We start from the raw sequence: 14,543 nt of genomic DNA, 5'->3' as shown, positions 1-14,543 counted from the left end.
GACGTATGGAGTTCGGGTTCAGCGCCGAGGACGAGGCCTTCCGAAGTGAGGTACGAGCCTGGCTGCGTACGCACCTTGTCGGCGACCCGGCCCGGCGCGAGTGGGAGCGGGAGCTCGGCCGGGCCGGCTGGATCGGGCTCGGTTGGGAGGCCGGCGGATACGGCAACCGCACCGCGAGTCTCATCCAACAGGTCGTCTGGGCCGAGGAGTACGCCCGCTCCCGCGCCCCCGCCCGGTCCGGTCACATCGGGGAGAACCTGCTGGCCCCGACGCTCCTCGCGCACGGCTCCGAGGAACAAAAGAGCCGCTTCCTGCCGCCGATCGCCCGTGGTGAGGAGCTGTGGTGCCAGGGCTACAGCGAGCCGGGGGCGGGGTCGGACCTAGCCGGGGTGCGCACCGCTGCCGTACGCGACGGGGATTCGTACCTGGTGACCGGCCAGAAGATCTGGACCTCCCTCGCCCATGAGGCGGACTGGTGCTTCGTGCTGGCCCGTACCGATCCGGAGTCGCGGCGGCACCATGGGCTGAGCTTTCTGCTGGTTCCGATGGATCAGCCGGGGCGGATCGAGGTGCGGCCGATCCGGCAGATGACGGGGACCAGTGAGTTCAACGAGGTCTTCTTCGACGGGGCGCACGCGCGCGTGGAGCACGTTGTCGGCGGCGAGGGGCAGGGCTGGCGGGTCGCGATGGGGCTGCTCGGCTTCGAGCGGGGCGTCTCCACGCTGGCCCAGCAGGTGGGCTTCGCGCAGGAGTTGGGGCGGGTCCTGAAGACGGCTGTCTCGACGGGTGCTGCGGACGATCCCGTCGTACGCGATCGCCTGGTGCGGCAGTGGGCCGAGCTGCGGACCATGCGGTGGAACGCGTTGCGAACGCTGGGCAGTTGGGGACCAGGGGCTACTGCGGACGCCGGGGCTCCCAGTGTCGCCAAGCTGTTGTGGGGTCGCTGGCATCAGCGGCTCGGGGAGCTGGCGATGCAGGTACGGGGCGCCGAGGCGACGGTCGGTCCAGCGGACTGGACGCCTTCAGAACCGTACGAACTGGACCCCCTGCAACACCTGTTCCTGTTCAGCCGGGCCGACACCATCTACGGCGGCTCGGACGAGATCCAGCGCACCATCATCGCCGAGCGGGTGCTCGGCCTGCCGAGGGAACCGAAGGGCTGAGGTGGCCATATGCGGGGCGTGATCTTCGACGGGAAGCAGGCTCAGGTCGTCGACGACCTGGAGATACGGGACGTGGGGCCGGGCGAGGTGCAGGTGGCGATCTCGGCGGCGGGGCTGTGCCACAGCGATCTCTCGGTGGTGGACGGGACCATTCCGTTCCCCGTTCCCGTGGTGCTCGGGCATGAGGGCGCGGGGGTGGTCGAGGCGGTGGGCGCGGGTGTCACGCATGTACGGCCCGGAGACCATGTGTCGCTCTCCACGCTCGCGAACTGCGGTGCCTGCGCGGAGTGCGACCGGGGGCGGCCGACGATGTGCCGCAAGGCGATCGGGCGGCCGGGGCAGCCGTTCACACGGGACGGCCGGCCGGTGTACCAGTTCGCGTCCAACTCGGCCTTCGCGGAACGCACCTTGGTGAAGGCCGTCCAGGCGGTCCGTATCCCCGAGGACATCCCGCTGCCCTCCGCCGCGCTGATCGGCTGCGGCGTGCTCACGGGCGTGGGCGCGGTGCTGAACCGCGCGCGCGTGGACCACGGCGACAGCGTGATCGTCATCGGTACGGGCGGGATCGGGCTGAACGTCCTCCAGGGCGCCCGTATCGCGGGCGCGTCCACGATCGTCGCCGTGGACGCGAACCCGGCGAAGGAGGCGACGGCGAGGCAGTTCGGCGCGACACACTTCCTCACGTCGACGGAGGGGGTGCGGGACATCCTCCCGACGGGCGCGGACCACGCCTTCGAGTGCGTGGGCCGAGTCGAACTCATCCGCCAGGCCATCGACCTGCTCGACCGCCACGGCCAGGCGATCCTGCTCGGCGTCCCGCCCGCCACCGCGGAAGCGACCTTCCTCGTCTCCTCGATGTACCTGGACAAGTCGATCCTGGGCTGCCGCTACGGCTCCTCCCGCCCCCAACGCGACATCGCCCTGTACGCCCAGCTGTACCGCGAAGGCCGCCTGCTGCTGGACGAGCTGGTGACGGCGACGTACCCGGTCGAGGACTTCGAGAAGGCGAAGGCAGACGCGGAGGCGGGGCGGGTGGCGAGAGGGGTACTGACCTTCTGAGGTCCGAGGTCCGAGGCCCGGGAGCTGCCTCAACTCCCGCTGCTCACACGGAGGTTGTCCGACCGGAACGTACGCCGGTACGCGCTCGGCGTGACCCCCAGCGCCGCCTGGAGATGCTGCCGCATCGACTGAGCCGTGCCGAAGCCGGCGTCGCGGGCCACCTGGTCGATGGACAGGTCGGTGGACTCCAGGAGGTGGCGGGCGCGTTCGACGCGCTGCTGGGTGAGCCACTGGCCTGGGCTGATGCCTGCCTCCTCGCGGAAGCGGCGCGTGAAGGTGCGTACGGACATGGACTCCTGCTCGGCCATGTCGCGTAGCTGGAGCGGTTCGTGGAGGCGGGCCAGCGCCCAGGCGCGGGCGGCGGTCGTGGTCGCCACCTGCGGCTCGGGCACCGGCCGCTGGATGTACTGCGCCTGGCCGCCGTCACGGTGCGGTGGTACGACGGTGCGGCGGGCCACGTCGTTGGCGACGGCGGTGCCGTGGTCGCGGCGTACGAGATGGATGCACAGGTCGATCCCGGCCGCGACCCCGGCGGAGGTGAGCACGTCCCCGTCGTCGACGAAGAGCACGTCCGCGTCGACCTTGACCTTCGGGAAGAGCCGCTGGAAGTGCTCGGCGTGGAACCAGTGCGTGGTCGCCGGGCGGCCGTCGAGGCAGCCGGCGGCGGCGAGGACGTATCCGCCGGTGCAGATGGAGACGAGGCGGGTGCCGGGCCGGATGTGACCGAGGGCGGCGGCCAGTTCGTCGGTGAGCACACCCTCCTCGAAGACCGGGCCGAGCTCGTACGTGGAGGGCACGACGACGGTGTCCGCCGTGGCCAGCGCCTCGGGGCCGTTCTCGACGAGCAAGGCGAAGTCGGCGTCGGTCTCGACCGGGCCGGGCGGCCGGATCGAGCAGGTGACGACCTCGTACAGCGGCCGTCCCTCGGCGGTCCTCGCGCGGCCGAAGATCCGCTGCGGGATGCCCAGTTCGAAGGGGAGGAGCCCGTCCAGGGCGAGGACGACGACGCGATGCCGAGCCGGAAGACCACTCATGGCCCGATCCTAGCGAATGCTGTCCCTCGGGCCACTCGATCGCGGTCGTCGCAGCACAGAAGCTCTATGACGTGACGCAGACTCCCGAAGCCTCAGATGTTCAGGACGCCTCAGCAGTCCAGGACCAGGAACCCGAGAGCGAGAGAAAGCGGCGCCGGACCGTGCGCGTGCACCGTGCGTGGTTCGTCGCCGCCGTCACCTTCGTGACGATCCTCGGCGCCGCGGCCTTCCGCTCCCTGCCGGGCCTGCTCATCGATCCGTTGCACCAGGAGTTCCACTGGTCGCGCGGCACGATCGGGCTCGCGGTGTCCGTCAATCTCGCGCTGTACGGGCTCACCGCGCCGTTCGCCGCCGCGCTGATGGACCGCTTCGGGATCCGCCGGGTGGTCGCGGTCGCTCTGCTCGTGATCGCGATCGGCTCGGGCACGACCGTGTGGATGACGGCGGCCTGGCAGCTGATCCTGTGCTGGGGACTGCTGGTCGGGCTGGGCTCGGGCTCGATGGCGCTGGCGTTCGCGGCGACGGTCACCAACCGGTGGTTCACCGAGCGGCGCGGACTGGTGACGGGAATCCTCACGGCGGCCTCGGCCTCAGGACAGTTGATCTTTCTGCCGCTGCTGTCGTGGATTGTCTCCGAGCATGACTGGCGTCCCGCCGCCGTAACGGTGGCGCTGGCGGCCCTCGCCGTCGTCCCCTTCGTATGGCTGCTGCTGCGGGACCATCCGGCGGACGTGGGGCTGAAGCCGTACGGTTCACCGGAGTTCGTGGAGAAGCCGCCGCCCGTGCCCGGCGCCGCCCGCCGCACGGTGAACGTCCTCTTCTCGGCAGTCCGTACGGGCCCCTTCTGGCTGCTGGCCGGCACCTTCGCGATCTGCGGCGCGTCGACGAACGGCCTGATCCAGACGCACTTCGTGCCCGCCGCCCACGACCATGGCATGCCGATCACGGCGGCGGCTTCGCTGCTCGCGGTCATCGGGGTCTTCGACGTCGTCGGCACGATCGCCTCCGGCTGGTTCACGGACCGCTTCGAGCCGCGGCGGCTGCTGGCCGTCTACTACGCCCTGCGCGGCATATCGCTGCTCTTCCTGCCGATGCTGCTGGCGCCCTCGGTGCAGCTCCCGATGGTCTTCTTCATCGTCTTCTACGGCCTCGACTGGGTGGCCACCGTCCCGCCGACCCTCGCCCTGTGCCGCGAGCAGTACGGCGACGACAGCGCGATCGTCTTCGGCTGGGTTCTGGCCTCCCACCAGGTGGGCGCGGCCCTCGTAGCCTTCCTCGGCGGCTTCGCCCGCGACACCTTCGGCTCGTACGACGTGGTCTGGTACGCCTCGGGGGCGCTGTGCGCGGTGGCGGCGCTGATGGCGTTGGTGATCCGGAGGAGGCCGGCGGTGGGGGCGACCGGCCTCGCGGTCACACCCGGATGACCTGGACGCCGGGGAAGGCGGTGAAGCCGGCGTCTTGGGTGATGACGGGGAGGTCGTGCATGCGAGCGGTGGCCGCGATCCAGGCGTCGTTGACGCGGGATTTGGGCATCGATCGGCCTGCCTTCGCGATTTCGGTCATCATCTGTGACCACACGGAGGCGACGATGCGATCAGGGGCGAGCACCGTATATCTCGACGCGACCGTGAGGGTGGACAGGCGGCGGGCTCGCGTCGCGTCGTCGCGCGAGGCCAGGACGCCCAGGGACAGCTATGCCAGCGTGACCGGCGAGATGAAGACATTGCGCGGGAGGGGAGAGGCCATGCTGCGGCCGGTCTCGCGGGCCACGAAGACCGACGTGTCCGCGAGTGCGTAGGTGGCGCTCATGAGGCGGCTTCGTCTCCGCTCTCGGTGTACTCGTCCGAGCCGGAGAACAAGGCGTCGATCTCGTCCAGCATCTCCCGGTCGATGCCTCCGCCCGATTCCCAGAACTCAATGAGCTCCTCGGCGCGCATCGGGCGGTCATACCGCTCGAGTACGTGGATGACCTCGCCGTGGTCGGTGACCTCGATGGGGCCGGGCCCCGCGACGAGGCGGGTCATCGCGCCGGGCTCATTGAGCTCGGACATATCGATCCGTGTTGGTTCGTTCATGCCTAGACGGTAAGCCGACCCACACGCACAGTGACAGCCCTGATCCTACGAATCACTCGCACTGATGAACGGCTTCCGGGAAATCCCCACTTCAGTCGCTCAAGCGTCCGAACCGCCCCCGATGAAACAGCAAAGGCGCGCCATCACCGTCGGTCGCCCCCAGCGCCTGCACCCGCCCCACCACGATCAGATGGTCCCCGCCGGTGTGCACCGCATGGATCGCGCAGTCGATCCACGCGAGCGCCCCCTCCAGCCGCGGCGACCCCGACACCGGGGCCGCGTCATAGACGACCCCCGCGAACTTGTCCGCCCCGGTCACCGCGAACCCGCGGCACAACTCGCCCTGGTGCGCCGCCAGTACGTTCACACAGAACACGCCCGCGCGAGCGATCCGCGGCCACGTCGTCGACGTACGCGCGACCATGAACACGACCAGCGGCGGATCGAGGGAGAGGGAGGAGAAGGACTGGCAGGCGAAACCGGCGGGGCCGCCCTCGCCGTCGGCGGCGGGTGCGGTGACGACGGTCACCCCGGTCGCGAAGTTCCCCAGTACGCGCCGGAATTCGCCCTGATCGACCGGCGCCCGCTCGTCGTCCCCGACAGCCCGCAGATCTGGCCGCGGCAAGGCCTCGACCGGTCCCGCGACGGTGGAGACCCCGGCCGACCTGAGGTAACGGACGGCTGCGGCGGCCATCCCTGCGTGTCCCATCACGCCCTCCATTGAACCTGACGCACCGTCAGATAGGAAGCCTTCAGGCCATCCAGAAGCCCCTCCAGGACCCTCCAAACCCCCTCAGCGCCCGCTGAACTCGGCCCCGCGCCGCTCCACGAACGCCGCCACCCCTTCCTTCGCATCCGCCGTCGTCATATTGATCTCCTGCGCGGCGGCCTCGGCGGCGAACGCGGTGGCACGTTCGGAGTCCAGGGAGGCGTTGACGAGCTGCTTCGTGAGGGCGAGGGCCCGGGTAGGCCCGGCGGCGAGGCGCTCGGCCCACTCGCGGGCCGTCTTCTCCAGCTCCTCGGCCGGTACGACGCGATTGACGAGCCCGAGGCGTTCGGCGTCGGCGGCACTCAGCGCGTCGCCGAAGAACATCAGCTCCTTGGCCCGCTGCGGTCCGACCAGCCGGGGGAGGAGGTAGGCACCGCCCCCGTCGGGCACCAGACCGCGCCGTACGAACACCTCCACGAACCGGGCAGGCTCGGCGGCGATCACCAGGTCGCAGGCGAACGCGAGGTGCGCGCCGATTCCCGCCGCGGTGCCGTTCACCGCGGCGATCACCGGTTTCTCGCAGTCGAGAACCGCGGCGATGAGGCGCTGGGCGCCGAGACGGATGACCCGGGCCACATCGCCGGCGACCCGTTCCGCGGCGACCGGCCCTCCCCCACTCTCGGCTTCGCTCGAGCGGGGGGACCCCCACCGCAGGTCGGCGCCCGCACAGAAACCGCGGCCCGTCGCGGTGAGGACGACGGCCCGTACGTCCGGGTCGGCGGAGGCCTCGGAAAAAATTTGGATCAGGCGTTCTCGCTGGTCAGAGGTGATGGCGTTCATCGCCTCGGGCCGGTTGAGGGTGATCCACGCGACCTGATTGTCAGTGGCGTGCCGTACCAATGACTCGAGGGAAATTTCGGGGCCGGAGCGCTGGTCGGGACCGGCGCTCCGGGACGAGTGGGATGAGTCAGGGGATTCGTGGGGTTCACGGGATTCACGGGATTCACGGGATTCACGGGGGGAGTCGGACATGGGGGTGCTCCGTTTCGTACGGGGGGTGAAGGTTGCCGTGCGCGGAACGTGCGGTGCTGTGCGCGGGGCCGTCGGCGCTGTACGCGAAACCGTCGGGGCCGTGCGCGGGATCGTCGGCGCCCTTGGCGGGATCGCCGGCGCCCTTCGCGGGACCGTCGGAGCCGCACGCGGTATTGCGGGAGCCGTTCGCGCTGCTGCGTGGCGGTGGGGATGGAGGTGGCGGTGGCGAGGACCGCTCGCCTCAGCGGCACACCGCCATCGCGTCCAGCGCGACGGCCCCTTGCCCCCTGGGCAGCACCATCAGCGGGTTGATGTCGAGCTCAGCCAGCTCGCCGTCGAGTTCGAGCGCCATGCGCTGCACCCGGAGGACGACCTCGACCAGCGCGTCGAGGTCGGACGGGGGGCGCCCGCGGACCCCGTCGAGCAGCGCGCGCCCGCGCAGCTCGTCGAGCATGGCCCGCGCCTGCTCCTCGCCGAACGGCGGCACGCGCACGGCCGTGTCCCGCAGCACCTCCACGAGAACGCCGCCGAGCCCGACCGTCACGGTCGGCCCGAAGAGCTCGTCCTGTGTGACGCCCACGACCATCTCGACTCCGGGATCGACCATCTGGCACACCAGGACCCCGTCGAGCGAGACGCCTTCGTAGCGGGCGATGTCGGTCAGCTCCCGGTAGGCGTCGCGGACCTGACTGGCGGAGGTCAACCCGACCTTCACCAGGCCGAGTTCGGTCTTGTGGGCGAGCTGCGCGCCGGAGGCCTTCATCACGACGGGGTAGCCGACGAGCCCGGCCGCCCGCACGGCCGCCGCCGCGCTGGTCACCAACTGCTCGCGCGGTACGCGGATTCCGTACGCCCGCAGAAGCTGCTTCGCCGCGTGCTCGCTCAGCTGCTGTCCTGGCCGCATCAGCGCCTGGGCCTTGCGGTAGGAGGGCGAATGCGTGCGGGGCGCCTCGTCGAAGGGGGAGCGGTACGAGGCGGTGAAGCGGGCGTGGTCGAGGTGGGCGCGGACGGCCGTGATGCAGTTCGCGAAGGTGCGAAAGGTGGCGACGCGGGAGGAGCCGAGCAGGGTGTCGCGGTACGCGGACTCGGTGCCGACCGGCGATCCCCACACCACGCACACCAGCTTGTCCGTCTGCTCCGCCGCGTCCACCAGGTCCTGCGCCAGCTGATCGCTCATCGGCGGGAAGGGCCCGGTGATCGGGCAGATCAGCACGCCCACCGCCGGGTCGTCGAGGATCGCGTCGATGATTTTGCGGCCACGCCAGTCGCCCACGGGGTGCCCGCCGTTGTCGACCGGGTTGGCGACATCGAGGTACTCCGGTATCCACTGGTGCAGCTCGGCCTGCTTGGCGTCCGACAGCCGCGGCAGAGGCAGCCCCGCCTCTGTCGCCAGGTCCGAGAAGTGCGCGCCCGTGCCGCCCGAGATCGAATACACGACGACGCCGTCGGGGCTCAGGGGGCGGGCGCGGGCCAACAGGGCCGCGGTGTCCTGGAGTTCGTCGAGCCCGTCGACGCGGATCACGCCGTACTGCCGCATCGCCGCGTCCACCACCGCGTCGGCGCCGGTCAGCTTGCCGGTGTGTGAGGCGGCCGTGCGGGCGCCGGTCTCCGTGCGGCCGACCTTGACCGCGACGACGGGGACACCGCGCCGGGCGGCCCGGTCGGCGGCGAGCATGAAGGCGCGGCCGTCCTTCAGTCCCTCGACGTAGCAGGCGATGGCGCCGACCTCCGGCTGCTCGGCGAAGTAGGAGATGAAGTCGGCGGTCTCCAGGTCGGCCTCGTTGCCGGTGGGCGCCCAGTGCGAGAGCCGTACGCCCAGCTCCTGCATCGTGAAGACGGGACGCCCCTGGTGCCCGGACTGGGTGATCAGCGCGATCGCCGGACCGTCCAGGTCGTCGCGGAACCTCTCGAAGGCGTTGAGGTTGGTGTTCGGCCCGAGCAGCCGCAGCCCGGAGCGCTCCACGGCGGCGGCGAGGCGGGCCTGCGCGGCGGCGCCCTCCGCTCCGGTCTCGGCGAACCCGGAGGCGAAGGCGACCGCGAACTTCACCTTGGCCTCGGCGAGTTCCTCGACCACAGGAAGGGGATCGGAGACCAGCAGCACGGCCAGGTCGACCTGTTCGGGCAGGTCCGCGACAGAAGGGACGCAGGATATGCCGAAGACGGACTGACGGGTGGGGTGCACCGGGTGCAGCCGGGCGCCGACCCGCTCGGCCCAGGAGAGCAACTGCCTGGTGATGCCGGTGTTCGGCCGCCCCTCGGCATCCGAGGCGCCGATGACGGCCACGGACTCGGGGCGGAAGAAGCGGTCGAGGTCGGGTACGCCGGCGTACAGCGGCCGGCCGCTGACGTCGAGGTCGTCGGTGGCGGCAGGCCTGCCGTGTACGGCAGGTGCCGGTTGCTCGCCGCAGGCGATGACCCGGGCCCGGCGGGAGTCGGTGGTGAGGGTGCCGTGGGTTGATCCAAGCATCGGTCCGCCCGCTCCTGTGTGACTGCCAATAACTGACGTAGTGTCAGATTACTGAACTGACGCCTCGTCAGGAACCGGCCTGCACGCAAAGAAGTTGTGGCGGACACGTGTGTAGGGTCTCAACGCTGACGCCCAGTTCTCGGCTGAGGCGCCCAGTGTCTACCCACCGTCTCAGGTGTACCCGTGGGAGTGATGCCCTTATCCTCCGGCGTGCGCTGAGATGGACGCCTGCCCTTCCCGACGTTTGAGGGGGCGTGAGGCGGATGGCGCGGCTCGGTGATGCTGAGTTTCCGTGAAACGAGTGGAAGAACGCGCGAGGACCTCGACTGGTTCAGTGTCCAGGCGGATGCGCTGAGAGCAGCTGTGCCATGGCGAACCTTCCGTTAGATCCCGCCGGTGAGGCTCACGGCAAGCGCCAGAACGCCGATGTTCCAGCCGGAGTTTCCGTGCGGGTGCCGGTGCACAGCCACACTCCGAGGGGGAGAAGCGGCGCGGCGATCAGGACGCGGAAGACGGCCGGTCCAGGGAGGGCGAAGACGCGGATGACCGCGCCGACGACTACGCCGGGCACCCAAGGATTAGATGTCGGGCGAGTGGTCCGCGCAGTGCGCCGTTCTTCCGATACCGCCACAGCGCTCCGGGCCTGGCCGCGACGTTGAAGAGCGGATTGGTCGGCGTCACGGAGGGGTTGGGGACGGCGAAGACGTGCCCCCGAGACGCCGACCGGCGCGGTCGCCACCGAGATGAGCAGTCCGGCGGTCAGACCGCCGAGCCCTGTCCGCCAGTCCATACCGGCAGCCTCCCGAACTCGCCGGGCCGTATCGCCATGTGGCCGGGGTGCGGTCAGCGCGTGACCGAGGCCGGTGGGGCGGGTGCCGCCTGGAGTGCCATGAGACAGGCTGCTGCGGACACGAGCGCGAGGCCAACGAACATGGTCGGTAGCCGTCGGCGATCATGCCCCAGGCGATGGATCCGGCGATGAAGATGCCGCCGTAGGCGGCGAGGACGCGGCCGAAATCGGCGTCGTGCTGCAGGGTGGCGACGAACCCGTACGCGCCGAGGGCGATGACGCCGGCACCGGCCCAGATCCAGCCCTTGTTCTCCCGCACGCCTTGCCACACCAGCCAGGCGCCGCCGATCTCGAACAGCGCGGCGACGACGAACAGGGCAACGGAACGTGCGACGGTCACGCGCGCGACTCCAACCAGGTCACGGGCGCCCGCCCGCCGCCGGGGCGGCCTTGCCCGGGCACCCACACGCGCTCCCGGCCGCCGACCGCGCGCAGGAGCAGCCTTTCCTCTCGCGCCGCCTACCGAGCCACCATGTCCCGACCGCCGCCACGGCCAACGCCAGGGCCAGGGCGGGCAGCCAGCCGACCACCGCAGCGGCACCGCCACCCAGCACGCCGACCGCGACCAGCAGGGGCAACAGGCAGCACGCCACGCAGGCGAGACTTGCCAGGGCACCCAGGGCACCCAGGGCACCCAGGGCACCCAGGGCACCCAGGGCACCCAGGGCACCCAGGGCACCCAGGACGCCCGGCGCCCGCCCAGCACGTTGAGCATCAGCAGCACGGTCCGCCATGGCGATCCTCCTCAGCGAGGTCGGCGAACGGCAGCGGACAGCTGGGGCTTGTCGCGCACAGGGTCAGGTCGTCGCAGCCCGCCGCGACGGCCTCAGCGAGGAAGGCGCGGATGACGGTCAGGTCGGCAATCTTCGAGTCGATCTCGGCGATCTTCTGCTGGGCCTGCTGCTGCAGACCGGCGTCGCGGCGGCCGTGCCGGTGTACCCCGGTCTCCAGCAGCTCGGCCACCTCCTTCCAGGGTGAAGCCAAGGCGCTGCGCGGCCTTGATCACCCGCAGCACGATGACCGCATGCGGCGGATACATCCGGTGGCCACCGTTGGACCGCTGCGGCTCGGGCAGCAGCCCGCGTCGCTCGTAGTAGCGCAGTGTCTGCGGGTTCACCCCGGCGGCCTCGGCGACCTGCCCGCTGCGCAGCGTCCCTGCACTCATGACGCCGTCCGCGTGGCCTCGGCCCGCACCGCGAGCGCCTCGACGACCGCGGCGTACTGAGCAGGGCCCTGATATCCATCAGCAGCCAGCCTTGCTCATCGCCGTGGAAGGTGAAGGAGAGGAAGGAGCAGCAGCCGGTCTCCCGCTGCGCGAGTTCCCGGGCCCGTTCCTCCACCGTCTGGTGCAGCACCAGGCGCACCCGGCCGGGCTGTTGCCTGCTGAGGCCGATCAGCGCGTAAGCGAACAGCGCGTCGAACTCCGCGATCCGCAGCGGCTGCTCGACGGTCGGCAGCTTGCATGCCTCCGGCACCCACGACGTCATCGCGCACCCCATCTCGGTCATCGCCATCTCAGGCTGAAGTGGCCTGGAACCTGAAGGCAAACCTGTACCTGGGTACCGGATGCAACCCCGGCCCACCGGCCAATATGCCGAGGGGCGGCGTCCGCTTTGGCCGGCCGGTGTTAGCGCATCTGGTCCGCGATCTGGCGTGCCGCCTCGCGGGCGGGTCGGCCGACGCCGATGAGCGTGGCCTGAAGATCCAGCCGCCCCTCCTCCGGCTGGAACAGGTAGCCGCGTGGGCGCGTCAAGATCACTTCTCGGGCGCCCGGCCGGTGCAGTACCTGTCTCAGCCGGACGATGTGAGCCTGCACCAACTTCGCGGCGGACGCCGGCGGATCGTCTCCCCACATGGCGTCGACCAGCCGGTCGACCGACACCAGTTTCCCCGCGTCCACGAGCCCAGCAGTCAGCAGCGCCGTCGGCTTCTGCGGGAACGGCCCCAGCCTCTGCCCCCGCGACCAGACCTCGACCGGTCCAAGCACACGGAACTCCACCTGCCCCCCAAGGCTCCCGTCCCCACGGCCCGCCGGTGGGGCGCGTCGTCGCTCTAAGCCCTCGGTGTCCACAATGACGCGCACTACTCACCTGTTGCCAGACACACACCGGCCGCATGTGCCCGGGATGGCCGAACGCCGCTGAACCGTGACTGAACCGGACCGCACCGCATCGCGCCGGTCGGCGTTCGCGTTCACCCCGTCCCCTCAAGACCTGGCGACTGCTGCGGAAGCGGCGGTGCAGCACCACTCGCATCACCGACTTCGTCCAAGCCGTCTTGCACGCCAACGAGCCCCACACGCACCGGCTAAGCCGCGGGCTGCCGTACGCCCTGAATGATCACCTCGGCGGCCTCCCAGAGGCGCTGCTCCAGGTCGAAAGGCGTCGACGCCAATGTCCAGCGCAGGACAAGGCCGTCTATGACGGAGGCCAGGGCGAGTGCCGCGGCGTCGGCCCGCGGCAGGGCTTCCTCCGGGGGCTCGGGGGCTGTCACGCATGCCTCGATGAGCAGCGCGCGTACGCGCACGACGTAGTGCTCGTGGTGAGTGCTGAAGCAGTCCCTGATGTCAGGAATGCTCCGCGCCAGCGAGAGCAATTCCAAGGCAAGGGGGGCGCGTTCGGGCTCCTTTCCGGTTACCGCTGGCTCGGCCTCCTCGCTCTCACCTCAGGGCTGCTGATCATCGGACTGGATGCCGTCTGCAGAGGGGACTTGCGCTGTGACCGGGGCTTGAGGCTCGTGGGACGCCGCCGGGCGACGGCGTCCCACGGTCGGCGTCATTGCCTGGGCGCGGCGCCACGTTCCCTGAGCATGTCGGTCATGAGCTGAATCTCCGACTGCTGGGCCTCGGCCATGCCCTGGGCGAGCTTTTTCTCTGGCTTCACCTCGGACTGTTGGGTGCAGGCGCGGGCCATGTCCACTCCGCCCATATGGTGGTTGATCATGAGCTGTCGCTTGGTATGCGGTTCCGGTCCGGGAGCCCAACCCGGCCGCACGGCCGCTGATCGACCGTGCGAGGCTCTTGTGCACGCATCGTGCCGCGCACGGAGGACGGCACGATGATGGCTGCGCGCCTGCGCCTATGAGGTGAGCTCCGGCTCGGTGACGACCCTCCCCAGCCGGGCCCGGGCGCGTAACGGCCTCTGTGACGGCCCCTTCAACTCGCCCCGGACGCAAGGAGACTGAGTGATGCCTCTGGCCGCCGGACTCGACGCCGCCGTCGTCAGCGGCTCACTGCTGCTGGCGCTGCCGATCGCTGCGCTCGCCGGGGCTGTCTCCTTCTTCTCCCCGTGCGTACTGCCGCTTGTACCCGGTTACCTGTCGTACGTCACGGGGGTCAGCGGCGCGGATCTGGCCGAGGCCCGGCGCGGGCGCATCATGGCGGGCACGCTGCTGTTCCTGGCCGGGTTCACGGCGGTGTTCGTGTCGTTCGGGGCCGCGTTCGGCTACGCGGGCAACACGCTGATGGAGTACCAAGAACCACTCATCCGGATCCTCGGTGCGCTGACCATCGTGATGGGCCTGTCGTTCATGGACGTACTACCGGGAATCCGACGCGAGTGGCGACTGCACCGGCGCCCGACTGCCGGCCTCGCCGGTGCCCCGATGCTGGGGATGCTGTTCGGCCTGGGCTGGACCCCGTGCATCGGCCCAACCCTTGCCGCTGTGCAGGCGCTGGCGTTCAGCGAGGCGAGTGCCGGCCGCGGGGCCGTGCTGACCGTCGCGTACTGCGCGGGTCTCGGACTGCCCTTCCTGGCCGCGGGCCTGGCCTTCCGCAAGGCGCTCGGTGTCTTCGCCTGGGTCAAGGGCCACTACCAGTGGGTGATGCGCGTCGGCGGCGGCATGATGATCGCGATGGGGCTGCTGATGGTGACCGGAGTTTGGAGCGACCTCATCAGCCGGATGCAGTCCTGGTCCGCGGGTTTCACCGTGGGCATCTGACGTTCAAGTCACCCGCCGCGAGGGATGCATTCGTCCCCGACGCGCCATCCGGCTCCCTCGTCCTCCGCTGTTGAGCGGAACCGGCCGCCCCGCCCCTGCCCTGTGCATGGGCGGCCCGCCCGTCGACCGAGCCATCGCTGTCCTGCACCGCCTCACCGCCGTCTGTGGACAGCGGTGCAGTGCCGCCCGTTCCTCACGGGCTCCCTACACCCGGC

Annotated in this window: 16 protein-coding genes and 3 pseudogenes; 5 read left to right on the top strand and 14 right to left on the bottom strand. The window is 70.4% G+C overall.

Annotated features, from left to right (window positions below; translation table 11 throughout):
• The first annotated feature begins 5 nt into the window (after positions 1 to 5).
• The gene (locus OHT21_RS19650; protein ID WP_328769643.1) at positions 6 to 1,163 is read left to right on the top strand and encodes an acyl-CoA dehydrogenase family protein; all 1,158 of its coding nucleotides are present in this window, start codon (positions 6 to 8) and stop codon (positions 1,161 to 1,163) included.
• 9 nt (positions 1,164 to 1,172) lie between these two features.
• Positions 1,173 to 2,222: a Zn-dependent alcohol dehydrogenase gene (locus OHT21_RS19645; protein ID WP_328769642.1), complete on the top strand. Its 1,050-nt coding sequence runs from the start codon at positions 1,173 to 1,175 to the stop codon at positions 2,220 to 2,222.
• Positions 2,223 to 2,251: 29 nt separating this feature from the next.
• On the opposite strand, the gene OHT21_RS19640 is transcribed toward OHT21_RS19645, so the two are convergent.
• Entirely contained in the window at positions 2,252 to 3,256 is a 1,005-nt protein-coding gene (locus tag OHT21_RS19640; protein ID WP_328769641.1) for a GlxA family transcriptional regulator, read from the bottom strand.
• A 71-nt stretch (positions 3,257 to 3,327) separates the two neighbouring features.
• On the opposite strand from OHT21_RS19640, the gene OHT21_RS19635 reads away from it, so the two are divergent.
• A complete protein-coding gene (locus tag OHT21_RS19635) occupies positions 3,328 to 4,680 on the top strand; it encodes an MFS transporter (protein ID WP_443050397.1) in 1,353 nt (450 codons plus the stop codon).
• On the opposite strand, the gene OHT21_RS19630 is transcribed toward OHT21_RS19635, so the two are convergent.
• The 10 genes and pseudogenes from OHT21_RS19630 to OHT21_RS19585 all read right to left on the bottom strand — a co-directional run bounded on the left by OHT21_RS19630 (position 4,667) and on the right by OHT21_RS19585 (position 11,506).
• Complete coding sequence (locus OHT21_RS19630) at positions 4,667 to 4,933, bottom strand: PIN domain-containing protein (RefSeq protein WP_328774157.1); 267 nt, start codon at positions 4,931 to 4,933, stop codon at positions 4,667 to 4,669. The genes OHT21_RS19635 and OHT21_RS19630 overlap by 14 nt on opposite strands.
• A gap of 128 nt (positions 4,934 to 5,061) precedes the next feature.
• On the bottom strand, positions 5,062 to 5,331 hold the full coding sequence (locus OHT21_RS19625) for a hypothetical protein (RefSeq protein ID WP_165258188.1): 270 nt from the start codon (positions 5,329 to 5,331) through the stop codon (positions 5,062 to 5,064).
• A gap of 91 nt (positions 5,332 to 5,422) precedes the next feature.
• Positions 5,423 to 6,040: a flavin reductase family protein gene (locus OHT21_RS19620; protein ID WP_328769640.1), complete on the bottom strand. Its 618-nt coding sequence runs from the start codon at positions 6,038 to 6,040 to the stop codon at positions 5,423 to 5,425.
• 84 nt (positions 6,041 to 6,124) lie between these two features.
• Positions 6,125 to 6,940, bottom strand: a complete 816-nt coding sequence (locus tag OHT21_RS19615) for an enoyl-CoA hydratase/isomerase family protein (protein ID WP_443050396.1) — start codon at positions 6,938 to 6,940, stop codon at positions 6,125 to 6,127.
• 373 nt (positions 6,941 to 7,313) lie between these two features.
• A complete protein-coding gene (locus OHT21_RS19610; RefSeq protein ID WP_328769639.1) occupies positions 7,314 to 9,539 on the bottom strand; it encodes an acetate--CoA ligase family protein in 2,226 nt (741 codons plus the stop codon).
• Positions 9,540 to 9,990: 451 nt separating this feature from the next.
• Positions 9,991 to 10,329: pseudogene (locus OHT21_RS19605) on the bottom strand (sulfite exporter TauE/SafE family protein); the annotation flags it as partial.
• Positions 10,330 to 10,471: 142 nt separating this feature from the next.
• Positions 10,472 to 10,729: pseudogene (locus OHT21_RS19600) on the bottom strand (YnfA family protein); the annotation flags it as partial.
• Between the two features lie 19 nt (positions 10,730 to 10,748).
• The gene (locus tag OHT21_RS19595; RefSeq protein ID WP_328769638.1) at positions 10,749 to 11,123 is read right to left on the bottom strand and encodes a hypothetical protein; all 375 of its coding nucleotides are present in this window, start codon (positions 11,121 to 11,123) and stop codon (positions 10,749 to 10,751) included.
• Positions 11,104 to 11,298, bottom strand: a complete 195-nt coding sequence (locus OHT21_RS19590) for a hypothetical protein (RefSeq protein ID WP_328774155.1) — start codon at positions 11,296 to 11,298, stop codon at positions 11,104 to 11,106. The genes OHT21_RS19595 and OHT21_RS19590 overlap by 20 nt, the downstream gene beginning before the upstream one ends.
• The gene (locus OHT21_RS19585; protein WP_328774154.1) at positions 11,216 to 11,506 is read right to left on the bottom strand and encodes a MerR family transcriptional regulator; all 291 of its coding nucleotides are present in this window, start codon (positions 11,504 to 11,506) and stop codon (positions 11,216 to 11,218) included. The genes OHT21_RS19590 and OHT21_RS19585 overlap by 83 nt, the downstream gene beginning before the upstream one ends.
• On the opposite strand from OHT21_RS19585, the gene OHT21_RS19580 reads away from it, so the two are divergent.
• Positions 11,414 to 11,614 carry a hypothetical protein gene (locus OHT21_RS19580; RefSeq protein WP_328774465.1) on the top strand — a complete coding sequence of 67 codons (201 nt, stop codon included), beginning with the start codon at positions 11,414 to 11,416 and terminating at the stop codon, positions 11,612 to 11,614. The genes OHT21_RS19585 and OHT21_RS19580 overlap by 93 nt on opposite strands.
• A 402-nt stretch (positions 11,615 to 12,016) precedes the next feature.
• On the opposite strand, the gene OHT21_RS19575 is transcribed toward OHT21_RS19580, so the two are convergent.
• From OHT21_RS19575 to OHT21_RS19565, 3 genes and pseudogenes are all read right to left on the bottom strand, one after another.
• Positions 12,017 to 12,376: an AfsR/SARP family transcriptional regulator gene (locus tag OHT21_RS19575; protein ID WP_328769637.1), complete on the bottom strand. Its 360-nt coding sequence runs from the start codon at positions 12,374 to 12,376 to the stop codon at positions 12,017 to 12,019.
• Between the two features lie 320 nt (positions 12,377 to 12,696).
• Positions 12,697 to 13,005, bottom strand: a pseudogene (locus OHT21_RS19570) (TetR family transcriptional regulator C-terminal domain-containing protein); the annotation flags it as partial.
• A gap of 158 nt (positions 13,006 to 13,163) precedes the next feature.
• Complete coding sequence (locus tag OHT21_RS19565; protein WP_443050395.1) at positions 13,164 to 13,331, bottom strand: DUF305 domain-containing protein; 168 nt, start codon at positions 13,329 to 13,331, stop codon at positions 13,164 to 13,166.
• A 244-nt stretch (positions 13,332 to 13,575) separates the two neighbouring features.
• Here OHT21_RS19565 and OHT21_RS19560 point away from each other — a divergent pair, with 244 nt between their 5' ends.
• Positions 13,576 to 14,328: a cytochrome c biogenesis CcdA family protein gene (locus OHT21_RS19560; protein WP_328769636.1), complete on the top strand. Its 753-nt coding sequence runs from the start codon at positions 13,576 to 13,578 to the stop codon at positions 14,326 to 14,328.
• Positions 14,329 to 14,543 lie beyond the last annotated feature (215 nt).

The sequence above is a fragment of the Streptomyces sp. NBC_00286 genome, assembly GCF_036173125.1.
Classification (GTDB): Bacteria; Actinomycetota; Actinomycetes; order Streptomycetales; family Streptomycetaceae; genus Streptomyces.
This window is presented reverse-complemented; position numbering and strand designations above follow the sequence as displayed.

What these genes read in the sequence shown, in the direction of transcription:
- OHT21_RS19650 (WP_328769643.1), top strand. Translation starts at nt 6, where the DNA reads ATGGAGTTCGGGTTCAGCGCCGAGGACGAGGCCTTCCGAAGTGAGGTA.
- OHT21_RS19580 (WP_328774465.1), top strand. Translation starts at nt 11,414, where the DNA reads ATGCGGCGGATACATCCGGTGGCCACCGTTGGACCGCTGCGGCTCGGG.
- OHT21_RS19625 (WP_165258188.1), bottom strand. Translation starts at nt 5,331, where the DNA reads ATGAACGAACCAACACGGATCGATATGTCCGAGCTCAATGAGCCCGGC.
- OHT21_RS19620 (WP_328769640.1), bottom strand. Translation starts at nt 6,040, where the DNA reads ATGGGACACGCAGGGATGGCCGCCGCAGCCGTCCGTTACCTCAGGTCG.
- OHT21_RS19645 (WP_328769642.1), top strand. Translation starts at nt 1,173, where the DNA reads ATGCGGGGCGTGATCTTCGACGGGAAGCAGGCTCAGGTCGTCGACGAC.
- OHT21_RS19560 (WP_328769636.1), top strand. Translation starts at nt 13,576, where the DNA reads ATGCCTCTGGCCGCCGGACTCGACGCCGCCGTCGTCAGCGGCTCACTG.
- OHT21_RS19595 (WP_328769638.1), bottom strand. Translation starts at nt 11,123, where the DNA reads ATGGCGGACCGTGCTGCTGATGCTCAACGTGCTGGGCGGGCGCCGGGC.
- OHT21_RS19610 (WP_328769639.1), bottom strand. Translation starts at nt 9,539, where the DNA reads ATGCTTGGATCAACCCACGGCACCCTCACCACCGACTCCCGCCGGGCC.
- OHT21_RS19565 (WP_443050395.1), bottom strand. Translation starts at nt 13,331, where the DNA reads ATGATCAACCACCATATGGGCGGAGTGGACATGGCCCGCGCCTGCACC.
- OHT21_RS19640 (WP_328769641.1), bottom strand. Translation starts at nt 3,256, where the DNA reads ATGAGTGGTCTTCCGGCTCGGCATCGCGTCGTCGTCCTCGCCCTGGAC.